Annotated in this window: 13 protein-coding genes and 2 tRNA genes; 6 read left to right on the top strand and 9 right to left on the bottom strand. The window is 41.3% G+C overall.

The features are described from left to right. Nucleotides 1-4 precede the first annotated feature (4 nt). On the bottom strand, nt 5-1,222 hold the full coding sequence (locus ACM9H2_RS01685) for an MFS transporter (RefSeq protein WP_415487523.1): 1,218 nt from the start codon (nt 1,220-1,222) through the stop codon (nt 5-7). A gap of 158 nt (nt 1,223-1,380) precedes the next feature. Here ACM9H2_RS01685 and ACM9H2_RS01680 point away from each other — a divergent pair, with 158 nt between their 5' ends. Then, nucleotides 1,381-2,325 (top strand): NAD-dependent epimerase/dehydratase family protein, encoded by a 945-nt coding sequence (locus tag ACM9H2_RS01680; protein ID WP_415487521.1) that lies wholly within the window; start codon nt 1,381-1,383, stop codon nt 2,323-2,325. A gap of 20 nt (nt 2,326-2,345) precedes the next feature. On the opposite strand, the gene ACM9H2_RS01675 is transcribed toward ACM9H2_RS01680, so the two are convergent. Next, nucleotides 2,346-3,470, bottom strand: a complete 1,125-nt coding sequence (locus ACM9H2_RS01675) for a dimethylarginine dimethylaminohydrolase family protein (RefSeq protein ID WP_415487519.1) — start codon at nt 3,468-3,470, stop codon at nt 2,346-2,348. Nucleotides 3,471-3,558: 88 nt separating this feature from the next. Between ACM9H2_RS01675 and ACM9H2_RS01670 the strand changes: the two genes are divergently transcribed. Beyond that, the gene (locus ACM9H2_RS01670) at nt 3,559-4,368 is read left to right on the top strand and encodes a DUF4013 domain-containing protein (RefSeq protein ID WP_415487517.1); all 810 of its coding nucleotides are present in this window, start codon (nt 3,559-3,561) and stop codon (nt 4,366-4,368) included. An 11-nt stretch (nt 4,369-4,379) separates the two neighbouring features. On the opposite strand, the gene ACM9H2_RS01665 is transcribed toward ACM9H2_RS01670, so the two are convergent. From ACM9H2_RS01665 to ACM9H2_RS01655, 3 genes are all read right to left on the bottom strand, one after another. Next, a complete protein-coding gene (locus ACM9H2_RS01665) occupies nt 4,380-5,615 on the bottom strand; it encodes a hypothetical protein (RefSeq protein ID WP_415487515.1) in 1,236 nt (411 codons plus the stop codon). A gap of 38 nt (nt 5,616-5,653) precedes the next feature. After that, nucleotides 5,654-5,739 (bottom strand) — tRNA-Ser (locus tag ACM9H2_RS01660). A 66-nt stretch (nt 5,740-5,805) separates the two neighbouring features. Next, nucleotides 5,806-5,879: transfer RNA gene (locus tag ACM9H2_RS01655), tRNA-Tyr, on the bottom strand. Between the two features lie 435 nt (nt 5,880-6,314). Between ACM9H2_RS01655 and ACM9H2_RS01650 the strand changes: the two genes are divergently transcribed. Together ACM9H2_RS01650 and ftsZ are read left to right on the top strand one after the other, a co-directional pair. Further along, nucleotides 6,315-6,491, top strand: coding sequence for a ribbon-helix-helix domain-containing protein (locus ACM9H2_RS01650; RefSeq protein WP_415487513.1), 177 nt, complete (start codon nt 6,315-6,317; stop codon nt 6,489-6,491). A 3-nt stretch (nt 6,492-6,494) separates the two neighbouring features. Further along, nucleotides 6,495-7,625, top strand: a complete 1,131-nt coding sequence (gene ftsZ, locus ACM9H2_RS01645; RefSeq protein ID WP_415487511.1) for a cell division protein FtsZ — start codon at nt 6,495-6,497, stop codon at nt 7,623-7,625. Here ftsZ and ACM9H2_RS01640 read toward each other — a convergent pair. Together ACM9H2_RS01640 and ACM9H2_RS01635 are read right to left on the bottom strand one after the other, a co-directional pair. Then, on the bottom strand, nt 7,622-8,581 hold the full coding sequence (locus tag ACM9H2_RS01640) for a TIGR00269 family protein (RefSeq protein ID WP_415487509.1): 960 nt from the start codon (nt 8,579-8,581) through the stop codon (nt 7,622-7,624). The two genes, ftsZ and ACM9H2_RS01640, sit on opposite strands and share 4 nt — an antisense overlap. Before the next feature lie 37 nt (nt 8,582-8,618). Continuing rightward, the gene (locus ACM9H2_RS01635; RefSeq protein ID WP_415487507.1) at nt 8,619-9,404 is read right to left on the bottom strand and encodes a biotin/lipoate A/B protein ligase family protein; all 786 of its coding nucleotides are present in this window, start codon (nt 9,402-9,404) and stop codon (nt 8,619-8,621) included. 83 nt (nt 9,405-9,487) lie between these two features. Here ACM9H2_RS01635 and ACM9H2_RS01630 point away from each other — a divergent pair, with 83 nt between their 5' ends. Together ACM9H2_RS01630 and ACM9H2_RS01625 are read left to right on the top strand one after the other, a co-directional pair. Next, a complete protein-coding gene (locus ACM9H2_RS01630; protein WP_415487505.1) occupies nt 9,488-10,294 on the top strand; it encodes a winged helix-turn-helix transcriptional regulator in 807 nt (268 codons plus the stop codon). A 9-nt stretch (nt 10,295-10,303) separates the two neighbouring features. Continuing rightward, nucleotides 10,304-11,221, top strand: a complete 918-nt coding sequence (locus ACM9H2_RS01625; RefSeq protein ID WP_415487503.1) for a serine/threonine-protein kinase RIO2 — start codon at nt 10,304-10,306, stop codon at nt 11,219-11,221. Here the strand turns inward: ACM9H2_RS01625 and ACM9H2_RS01620 are convergent. Both ACM9H2_RS01620 and ACM9H2_RS01615 read right to left on the bottom strand, forming a co-directional pair. Further along, entirely contained in the window at nt 11,195-11,569 is a 375-nt protein-coding gene (locus ACM9H2_RS01620; protein ID WP_415487501.1) for a hypothetical protein, read from the bottom strand. The two genes, ACM9H2_RS01625 and ACM9H2_RS01620, sit on opposite strands and share 27 nt — an antisense overlap. 76 nt (nt 11,570-11,645) lie before the next feature. Beyond that, nucleotides 11,646-12,305, bottom strand: a complete 660-nt coding sequence (locus ACM9H2_RS01615) for a DUF998 domain-containing protein (RefSeq protein WP_415487499.1) — start codon at nt 12,303-12,305, stop codon at nt 11,646-11,648. Between the last annotated feature and the right edge of the window lie 36 nt (nt 12,306-12,341).

The raw sequence follows: 12,341 nt of genomic DNA, 5'->3' as shown, positions 1-12,341 counted from the left end.
CGGATTATTCTCGCGAAGGTGGTAGGAAGAAATAGCACACGGTGGCTATGAAAAACAAACCACCCAGAGATATGAATGCGAGATCAAAAGAATAGTTATCTGCTATAAATCCAACCATAAAAGAAGCCAAAGCCCCAAGACCAATGAAAATGGATCTTAGAAGTCCCAGTCCAGATCCTTGTACTTTAGAGGGGATGGAAGAAGCCAAGTAAGCATTATTTACAGGTGCAAGTCCTGCACGGGTTCCGAGTAGGATTGAGAGAAGAATTAAGGGAACAGTGCCATGGATGAAAGGTAGTGACAAGAGGCAAATAGTATGCAATGCTGCAAGAGATAACAGTAGTCTTCGTTCTCCATATTTATCAGAAATTATCCCAGAAATGGGTTGGGATATTGCACCAGTAATAAAGAACACAGAGAAAATCGTTGTTGCCATAGTAGCACTGGTGCTTTTCATAGTGATGAGGAAGAGGGGAAAGAATGATGTGAATCCTTGAAATGTAAAAACGGATAAAAGAGTTGCACTACTAACTAATAAAACATCTCTTTTAGACAATCCATCGATAAGTAGTCGGATGTTTTTAGAAACTTCATAACGCCCCCATGTTGAAGATGAAGGGGGTTTGAATGGAGAATTCCAAAGTAAGAAAATTGTGATGATAAAAATAGGAATGCAAAAAATAAATCCAAATCTCCATCCGAAATAGGTCGCCAAAATACCAGCAATGAAGGGTAATACGGCAGATCCAAAGTTGCCTGCAGAGAAAGTGAATCCTAAAACTGTTCCATCATTTTCAGGATATATTTTTGAGAGTGAAGTTACACGAGGAGTTCCAAAGAGACCAGATCCCAGGCCGAAAATTATACAGGCGAATATAAAAAAGTTGAAACTAGAGGTAAGTGAAAAGAGGATAGCTCCAAGAGTTCCAATCGAAATGCTCAAAGTGAGAATCTTGCGTTCACCAAAATTATCTGAAAAAATTCCAGCAGGGAATTGAACTACCGAATATGCAATCCACAGTATAGTAATTGCACCCCCTGCTGCGGTTAAAGATAAATCAAATTCAAGGATGACCCCGGGTAAAATAACGGGCATAACAAGACGCATGCCTAAAACTAGAAACCAGCCAAGTGCTACAGAGACTAGAACTTTGCTTCTTCCATCGTTTTTAAAAGTTTGAACTCCCGAACTCAAATTTTGTAGAGAAAATGGAGAAGGCATGGTGAAATGAAAATTAAATAAGAAATGTACTTGTGCAAATGTAGTGCGCTGATCAAGATAATTCTTCTTATAGGCAAAATATGCCAATTATGCGTCGGATTTTTCGCCTGTTCAAATCCAATATTTGATAATGTCCCCTGTACAATATAAACAGGATAATGACTATTTTAATTATTGGAGCATCTGGCTTCATTGGAATCGACCTGGCCAATTACCTAGCAGATTCAGGTAATGAGGTAATCTGCATGGATGTGGCCCCGAACGAACTTTTGAAACATCCATCTATCGAGTTGGTCCAAGGTGACGTGACAGATTATGAATATATTTCAGAGTTGGTCAGCACCAAAGGTGTTGAAAAAATTGTTAATTTGTCTGCCATAGTGGGCGGTGCATCTCATAAATTCCCAACCAAAGCGGTTGCAGTAAATTGCATGGGTTTTGACAACGTACTCCGCGCATCTGTTGAGCATGATGTGTCTCGAGTTGTTTGGACGAGTACCTATGGAATCTATGGAAAGTCCTATGACTACCCAGATGGACACACTATCACAGAGGAATCAAAACCACTACCTTCGTATTATCGATATCCAAATGAAACTCTTTACGCAGCCACCAAACAATTGAATGAGCACCAATCTCTTGTTTATGCGGCAAATCATGGTTTGAGTGTTCATGGAGTCAGACCTAGCTTGGTATTTGGACCTGGAAGGATTCGGGGGTACATCACATCGCCTGGGAGAAAATTCATGTGGGCGGCGGAGTTTGTTCAAAAGGCAGTGGCTGGAGAAGCATGCGAGATAGATCTGTCCCCAGATGATCAACTCAATATGGTGTACGTAAACGATGCAGTACGTCTAATTAGTCTCATTTTGGATGCAGATTCACCCTCACATCCAGTTTATAATACAGGAGGCCATACGATTTCGGTTAGAGATCTAGCAGCACTCATTGAGGAACTCACAGGTACACCAGTTACTTGGAATGATGATGCGAAGCCATGGGGGAGGCCACCAATTGTGAGTCATTCCCGGGCGGCCGAGGACTTTGGGTATGAATTAACTTCGTTGCCCGACTCGATCTTAGATTATATTTCTAGGCTATAATTTTTGAAATTTTTTTGAGTTTAATGTGCCGGTCCTTCTCCTAATTCTTCAATGTGAGGTCCCTCGTCTCTTCGAAGGAATGAAGTTGCACATTTAATACCACCACCATAGCTTTTGGCGTAATCAAAGTCGACTGAAATCGTTTCGATTCCTCTAGATTCTAAGTTTTTGATTGTTTCTTTTGCTGCACCATTGATCATCACTTTACCTGGCTCCAATATTATCAAATTGCAAGGAAAACTCTCTCTTTGTTCTTTTTCAGATACTTCTATAATCTCCACGTTTTGACTTTTCAACCATCGTTGTGTTTCATAATCACAGAATCCAGGATATAATAGTACCAATCCAATATCTACTGGTGCAAACCACATATCTAGGTGCATACAATGTCCGTCTCTCCACGAAAATGATTCATGGGGACCGGGGGGGCGAGTGACTTGTATATGTTCAACTCCAGAAGCGCGCATGACAGGAGTAATTTGGTCGATTGCCTCTTGGTTTCCATCAGTAGATAAGTAGGTCATCCAGATGTTTTCTGCCAACCACTGAGTTGCCCCTATCTCGTGAATTCCATGTCCGTGTATGGTCAAAAGTATGGGAATTCCCATTTCCACATAACATTGCATCGCATGTCGCGTTCTTCCCCTTATCCATGGTGCAGCCGCTCTCGGCATGATCGCACCTCCATTTATCACCAATCCTATATTTGACATGGTTCTTTTTAGTAAACCATGAGGTCCCTCGGGGGGGAAATCAAATTCCCACCAATGGAGATTGACTCCTTCTTCTTTGAGTATATCAGTCATCATATCATGATTTGTCCTAATCTCCTCTATAGAAGGGAATTCTTTGGGTGCCATGAAATATGCTGAATCGTCGGACCACATGGGGTGGACTTCGTGGGGCATTGGATATCTAACAGCCACATCTGTCAAACGGCCAATTCCTTGGGAACCCCAATCCTTGCCCCAATACTTTTCCATTTCATCAAGCCATCCTACTTCTTCTTGATATTTCACAAAATTTGGAACTTTGTTTGCTTCATAGTAGGGGTAATCTTCTGCAGAATATTGTTCCAATATCTCTGCGTGATCCTCATAATTTCCTTTGTCTACTATCTCTTCCTTGCTTTTTCTATATGGCATCGTAAGTGTGTCTTATACTCTCACACGTATAATTTAAAGGTTAATTTATTCCAAAGGTGTTATCTACTCCTCTTGGCATATCATATTCATGCTCATTGAGTCGCTAAAATATGTTACAAACAACCTCAGAATGGTGCTAGGTTTCTCCTTGTTCGGCGTGCTAGTGATACTCCCTACTTTAGCCACTATGTTTGCAATAGTTTCTTTGGCAGAGAATGGTGTAAATTCGTTTTCAATGATACTATTGATAGTATCCTTAATCGCAGTTGTGCTAATGATGTTATTTCTGCAAGGATACGTCATAAAACTCATTCGATCTCGTTCTTCAGGGGATGATCGAGCCCCTGCTCTCCGTTCGGGATCGCGCTCAGGTCTTAAGGTTATGCTCAAAGATGGATTCTCATTAACGGTGATTTCCACGGTTTATACAATTGTCCCCATTGTTCTGTTTTCCTTGTTGTTTCTGTCAATATATCCGATTTCTAGTTTTATAGAATACGGTACGGCTTTGGCAGCTGCAGGAGAGTCCGACATAGCGTTACTAACTGAACAGATGGTGCCTGCAATTTTATCATTTATTGGGATCATTCTTTTACTGACCCTATATGGTTATTATATCGTCCCCGCACCCATTTTGGCATATGCAAACAGCCGAGAACTTGTTACTGCATTTTCAGTGAGTGAAATAACCTCATTGTTGTTTGATCGCACCTATTTCATTGGCTTTTTATACGTTTTATTGGCCATATTTTTGATCACAGTTATTGCTTCGATTGTGGCAATCATCCCACTAATTGGATGGCTGATTTCGATCCCAGTAAGCGTCATTGGGACCTTAACGGTGTGGTCTATTTGGGGTCGGGTTTACCGTGATATTTACCCACCATCAGAGAGTTAATGTTCTCAAAATTAGTATTGATATAGTTTCCACCAGTTGGTCCATTGTGATTCAGTATATGGCTTGCGGAAGGGGGCGGGGAGGTCTCGGTTTGCATTCGAATCAATTCTAAATGTTTGTGCAATCCCATACCCAACCAACCATGAAAAATATTCTACGGTCTTACTTGGGATTTGAAGTCTTAGTTGATAGTATTGATCATACACCCCATCGGAGTCATAATCATTTCCTGTAAAGTCCCCACAAAACAAGTCTTCACCTTCCGGGCAGTCAGTAGCATCTGCAAATTTAATTGTGATTTCAGAATTGGGATTATCAGATAGTTCAAACGAAACTTGTCTTGATAAGTAATTGTGGGGATCAGATTCCCAATATCTTAACGCATATTCTACCTGGCGTTTTATTCGGTTGTGGGTATCGTTGTAAAATTCCCCATAGTCTATGTATACATTGAAATCGGTGATATTCCAAGTATAGGTACCTCGTTCCCACACTCCCACTCTTAGATCTCCAAGTTGTGAGATTAAAGAAGGTGCCATTAATTCTATTAATTCGTTATTGGCACTTTCATATTGATAGGCATATGCAGGATCATTAGAATGCTTCAATCCTATTGCATGCCCTATTTCATGTCTCGTGATTTGGGAAGTGTATTCTTTTTGAAATCGGTCTGATACTTGAAGTTCTACCGGGAAAGTGGGTTGTCGAGATCCTGCATGTATAACCTGTGCACATCCTACAACTTCGTCCCCCTCCTTGTCGCCGCAGATACCGGGGACTTGAAATTGGATTAGAATATGTGCATCTACTATTTTCGGAGTATATTTTAATGAAACAGGGTAGGGGAGTTTACTCTGAACTCCATTCCAGTATATAATTGATTCTTTAACCACCTCTTCGTATGTGAAATCTGATGGTGGTGTTGATCCAGGGTTTTCATAGGATACTAAAATTTCATAAGTACCATAGGGATTGTCATTCAAGTCTTTCTCGGGAGTAGCTGTTGGAGTGGCTTCAGGAGTAGCTGTTGGAGTGGCTGTTGGAGTGGCTGTTGGAGTGGCTGTTGGAGTGGCTGTTGGAGTGGCTGTTGGAGTGGCTGTTTTTGCATAATGTTCTATGGGCTCTTCTTCTGGCGTCCCAATTGGAGAATTCCGAACTTTTTCAATACACCCAACTGTTGTGGCGATTAAACCCAGTATTAATTCCCTACGTGAGATGTGTAAAGGTTGCATGTGTTTTTGTGCCATTCGTGGGGTGTTGTAGGAGGTGTTGAATTTCGTTTTTACGCCAAGTGAGAGATTTGAACTCCCGTGTCTTATTAGGACAGTCGCTTTCGAGGCGACCGCATTGGCCGGGCTATGCTAACTTGGCACCAATCACGGATACTTCGGTTTGGTGTTTATCATTTGCGATTGGGAATTAAATTTGTAAAGAATGTCCGGCTTCCCCGATTTGAACAGGGGACATGTCGATCTACAGTCGACCACTCTACCAGGCTGAGTTAAAGCCGGTGTACTGCACTATAGTGTTTTTTGTGATTTAACCATTGTTATACAGAGGCAAAGAATAGACCAGTGAGTTGAAGCAGGGGGAAGGTGATAGCCATATATTGTAATACAATTTGGCAAAAATGTGGTGTGAAAGAGAAATCTACGTCGTACGAGAAAAAAGTCCATTTTGTAGATAAAATAGAAAAAAAGTAAGTTATGTATACTGAAAATAGAAATAATATAGAAAAAAAACAAAGAAAAAAAATTAGAAATAGTTTACATTTGTAGTACAAAATGTAGAAACCTTTATATATAAAGTACGATAAGGTACACCCACGTAAGACGAATGCACACCCCATGTGGGACAGAAATAAGACAATGTGTCATAGGCCGTCCCGGGGGTTGTCATACACCTGATGACTTTCCGTCTTACAAAACACGGGGAGAATAACCAAAATGGAACGAATAACACTTAGAATTCCGAAACAACAGATAGCAGAAGTCGAGCAAATGGTGGAAAGGGGAGAATTCCCCAACCGAAGCGAAGCAATTCGCTCTGCCATTCGCGAAATGTTAAGAGAAAATGAAGTGCCATATGAATTTAGTGATTCAAGGCCATGGGTGAGGGTATAAATTATGCTAGATATTGTACAGGAAGCTCTACAAAATGAAGAAAAGGAAAGAGCAAAGAAAACATCTCTTCGGGATGATGACTTTGGAGAACCACGTATTGTTGTCGTAGGATGTGGTGGAGCAGGTAACAACACCATCAACAGACTATATAATATAGGGATCCATGGTGCTGAAACTGTTGCCATAAACACAGATAAACAGCACTTAAAAATGATAGAAGCCGACACTAAAATTCTTGTAGGTAAATCATTGACAAATGGTCTAGGAGCCGGTGGCGATCCTTCTATGGGAGAGCGCGCGACAGAAATGGCTGCGGGGACTGTAAAAGAAGTACTAGGTGGAGCGGACTTGGTTTTTGTAACCGCAGGCATGGGAGGGGGAACTGGAACAGGTTCTGCCCCGGTGGTTTGTAAGATTGCAAAAGAACAAGGAGCAATTGTCATTGGAATGGTATCCACCCCATTCAACATCGAACGTGCCAGGACGGTTAAAGCGGAAGAGGGTCTTGAAGCATTACGCGAGAGTGCAGATTCTATAATTGTATTGGACAATAATAGACTCTTAGATTATGTGCCCAATTTACCAATTGGAAAAGCATTTTCAGTGATGGATCAGATTATAGCAGAAACTGTCAAAGGTATCTCTGAAACGATAACTCAGCCATCGTTAATCAACCTTGATTATGCAGATATGGCTGCGGTTATGTCTTCAGGGGGCGTTGCAGTGATGCTCGTTGGAGAAACCCAAGACAAAAATAAGACAGAAGAAGTCGTTCGGGATGCCATGAACCATCCATTACTAGATGTAGACTATCGAGGCGCCTCTGGTGCACTAGTCCACATAACAGGTGGTCCGGATTTGACTTTGAAAGAAGCCGAAGGTATTGCAGATAACATCACAGAACGGCTTGACCCGACTGCAAATGTAATCTGGGGTGCACGGGTAGAGGAAGAGTATAAAGGAAAAGTTCGTGTACTAGCGATCATGACAGGTGTGCAAAGTGCCCAGGTGTTGGGACCATCTTCAAGAATGCAGAGTGCACCAATTAGAAGTCTCGCGGATGGAGATACCCGCTGGTCTGATGGAGGCAGGCGCGAGATAGAGCAAATAAACGGACTAGACGTTATTCGTTAGGCGGCTTTAACAGCTTCGACGAAAACGCATTTCTGACAGATTTTTTGAGTGGTAAGAGAGCCACATTTTATACAATGCTGTAGAGAAGATTCTTTGTGAGAATGGCGATGAGATGATGCAATAGTGGCGAATTCTTCATACCCCGCCATAATAGAATGGCGAGTACCAGGATGATCGTCTTCTAGGCCTAAAATTAATTCTCGAACTTTCCCGCGGAAAGAATCCACTGCATAAGGGCAATCACCGTTATAGAAAGGAATATCCAAGAGATATGCATACAGTGCGATTTCTTTTTCAGGTATATCTCTAAGAGGCTTCGAACGCGGGATAAATTCGGTTTCGGTTCTTTGAGGAAATGGTGCCAAAGAAGCATCGAAGTGTTTTGTTATCCTAGACACATCTCCTGCAAGGAAATTCATAAGTGCGGTCTGAGATTCGTCGTCGAGATTATGCCCAGTAAGTAGTTTATCTGCGTTGAGTTTGTTAGCCCCCATATCTAGAAGATTTCTTCTAAAAACACCACAATACGAACAGGCATTGAGGTTCAAGGGGTTTTTTTCAACTACTTCATCCATATCTAGTCCAAATTCATCAATGTAGCTGAAAATTTCGTGGTCAATTCCTAGAGAGTTAGTGAGTTTTTTAGCGAGTTCAAGACTTTCGTCTCGGTATCCAGAAATCCCTTCGTTTATTGTCAAAGCTGTAAGTTTTATGCGAGGATCCTTACTTAGCATATTATGCAAAATATGAGTAAGAACTGCAGAATCTTTTCCTCCTGAAACCCCGATTATCCATTGTGAAGGGGCATCTTCGGTAGAACCAGTGATCAATCCATCAGTTCGGATTCGGTGGCGAACTCGTCGTTCGACTGAATTGATAAAATGAGTAGAGCAAAGGTGGGATCCAGAATATGGTGTGAAAATAACTGCATCTTGGTCACACTTGGTACACTTCATAGAGAATCAATGAATGCGAGGAATTTATCCTTTTATGCTATGTTCTATTCGTCCAGTTCTCAGAAGAAAATAGTTCTTGTGCTATTTTTTCCGCTTGTTTTAGTTCTAATGACGTCCAAGTTCCACTTTCTGCATTAGACCAAGTTAAAAAAGAATTTGTAAGAGCGTTAATTGACTCCTTGCGTGTTAAACCGACCTGTTCAGAAATGGATGTTACGTGGTCCTGTATTGTATCAGGATTGATGTCAAAGTCAGAGAATACTAAGGCGAATTGGTCAACATCGTGTTTGTAGGTCAACGAACCGTGCTGAATGACTACATCATTGGACCTCCTCTGTGCATTTCCACTTATTTTTTTCCCATCTACCAAGATATCGTGGGCGGGATGAATTTCTCGGAGATAGCAGGAAGGAGCATATAACGCGGGACTAGCAGAACCTGCTAGTTCTGCAGACACACCTAATTTTTTAAAAGTAGATATGATGGGAGCCAGCATCGCACGATATGATTTGGATACATCTGTAGAAAAAGAGGAAACGGGTGCAATTATGGAATATGAAATATCACCGACATAATCATGGAAGATTCCACCGCCTCCTGTTTGCCTTCGGACCACCGGAATATTTTGTTTCGAGCAATATTCCCAATTTATAGATGTACTCCGTTGGGCATAGCCTATAGAGATAGAGCTGGGTTTCCATCGGTAAATTCGGATTGTTGGTGGGCCCCCATTATGTATACTTTGGGCAGCAGCCACATCCAGGGCCATATTCAAGGGGGCGTCCCAAGATTCTTCTGGAATGAATCTCCAACGATCTGCCATACCAAACTGTATGTTGCAATGGATAAATCAATTTTTGTTGAATTTAGAGATAGATTTACTTTCTTTTCCGACATAAAATAAATATGAACAGTGATCGCAGAGACATCGTGCCCGTATTGAGCCGAAAGCGCGAATCAAAGCGGTACCTGATACTTATAGAGATTGCCAAGCATCAGCCTGCGATTAATCAAGCAGAAATTGCAGACTCAATAGGGATCACATCTCAAGCTGTTAGTGAGTATATGAAAGAACTATCAGACAGTGGTCATGTATCAAAACTAGGTAGGGGTAGGTATGAGATCACGCCGAAGGGCGTGGATTGGTTAATTGTCCAAAATGAGAAGTTGAGGGACTTGACAAATTATGTTGCCGGTGAGGTTTTAACCCAGGTAGATATAGAAGCTGCCATCGCAGGTGGTGAAATTCGAGCGGGAGAAACGGTAGCACTGTCCATGGTCAGGGGTTTTCTTCAGGCAGATGTAGAGAATGAAGCTGAAAAAACTATCTCTGCAAAAGCAATTGGGAATGCAAAAAAAGGAGAGGTAGTAGGTGTGATTGACTTTGAAGGGATTTTGGATTATGAAATTGGCTCTGTTTGTATCATATCAATCCCACCAGTGTCCTTAGAGAATGGGCCATTTCAAAAGGGGGCAAAAGTCAAAGATGGGAAAGATTACGATCTGGTCGCAGTATCGGGAGTTGAGGCATTGGTTGCCGCTCGAATGGCAGGATATAGTGTGGATATTTACTTTGGGACCCCCGTGGCGGTCGCAGAAGCTGCAATGAGAGGATTGAACGTACTCCTTTTAGTAACGGATTCGGCCATCTTGAATCACATCGATCGGTTTCGAGAAGCCAAGATTAGCTATGAAGTAATAGAGATCAAATAAATTACAAACATGGTTCGAAATGTCTCATCTTTTTTTCGCGAATTGGAAGACGAGGATTTCTACTTATTATCAGGTATAGAGCACGGAATGCGTTTTTCTCAATGGGTAGATGGTAGTAAACTTCCAGATTTATCAGGACTATCTTCTAAAGAAATCGAATATCGCATTAAGAGATGTAAAAAATACCACCTAATAGAACAAAAAATAATCCAATACAGGGGTTATCGCCTCCGATTTGAAGGATATGATGCTCTTGCCCTTAGAAGTTTTGTAGAACGGGAAGTAATCGAAAAATTTGGTTCTATCGTAGGAGTGGGAAAGGAATCAGAAGTGTATGAAGTTCGATCTTATAAATCTCTTGCATTAAAATATCATCGAGAGGGATACACCAACTTTAGAAAGGTGAATCAAAACAGAGACTATACATCGAAAAATCGGCATTTTTCGTGGATGTATACGGCTAGAAAGGCTGCAGAAAAGGAATTTGGAGTTCTAGAAGCATTATATCCAAAGGTATCAGTCCCCCGTCCTATCGATCAGAATCGCCATGCGATAGTAATGGAAATGGTAGATGGTGGAAATTTGTCAGAAGTTAGATTGGATGGAGATCAAATAGTGGCCACATTAGGCTTAATTTTGGAGGAAATTTCTAATGCTATTGATAAGGGGTATGTACACTCGGACTTGAGTGAGTACAACGTATTTGTAGAGGATAACGGAGTAACTATTTTTGATTGGCCACAGGCTGTAAAAACTTCCCATGTCAATGCAGAGGAATTTCTCAAAAGAGATATTGAAAATATAATTAAATATTTTAAAAGGAAATACCCACGTGAGATTCAAAAAATAGATATCAAAACGCTTGTTGAGGATATCTTTGGTGGTGAATTTAATCAGGAATTAGACGGGTATTTCAACGATGCCTGACTCATAGCACTCGGGGCAAAGATCCGCACCTTCTGGTTGATTGAAGATTGCACCACATAGATTGCATTTGAACATCGTGGCTGCTCGCTTGAGTCCGTATTTAATCATGTAATCGTAATGCTGGATCACGGAACTTCTATGCTCTAAAGTTTTAAGAATCCCATATCCGAACAAAAATAGTGCTACGCCTAGGGGAAGCCATGGGAAATTCCATTCATTTTCAAGTGTGCCGAAAAAGAGCCAAATGCCAACCGCACCGATTAGCCAACACCACCAAACCCGAGCTGCACCCGTGAAGATATCTCTTAAGTCAGATGGCTTAACTAGTTGATCTGATGTTTCTGCCATATCTATAAATTTAATAAAAGTACAGAGATATCAAGGTTCCTATCGAAATTGACGAAGAATCATTTCAGTATAGGGGCTATTTTTTAGATTCTTGAGACCAGAATCGATAGGAAATAAGCCATGCCCCAAGTGAAAGTAAGGTCGCTTCAACCATCTCGGGTATTGCGATTCCTTCACTGTATAAATCTAGCAGGTAAGGAGCCACGATTTCAACAATGGACAGGAATGCTACGATTCCTATGAGGATTAATAAGATGCCAAAGTTACGAGACTCCGATAAGTAGGATCCACCTACGAAAACCAATCCGATGGGAGTTGCGATGAAATAGATAGCTGCTACAGGAAAATGTAGTGGAGAAGGAATGGGGAACAATCCGACTAATGCTAGATTGAGTCCACCAATAAATATGAGAGAATAGCCTATTTTTGACATAATTGAGTCGTAATGGCAAGTTCTTATATGAAGACTTCGAGTCAGGAAAACGAAGAGGGCCAAACCGATTCCAGCTACCATCATTCCAGTATTAAATATGAAAATGTGTAAGCCATTGGAGGGGGCAGATCGTGCGATTCTACCAGGTAGTTCACCAACTCCAAGATCGCTGAGTGCAAATTCAGTCCAATTGAACCAAGGTGCAAAATAAATTGCCACTATAACAGATAGGAGTCCAATAGCCGGTCCGAGCAATCCTGCGTAAATGCCCAGTCTACGTAAATTTTCTTTTTCGATTGACATACGTGGATGTCGTTAGTCGGGAATGGGCATAAATCG

Origin of the sequence: Candidatus Hikarchaeum yamanae (genome assembly GCF_009889665.1) — an archaeon.
GTDB lineage: Archaea > Halobacteriota > Halobacteria > Halobacteriales > Hikarchaeaceae > Hikarchaeum > Hikarchaeum yamanae.
This window is presented reverse-complemented; position numbering and strand designations above follow the sequence as displayed.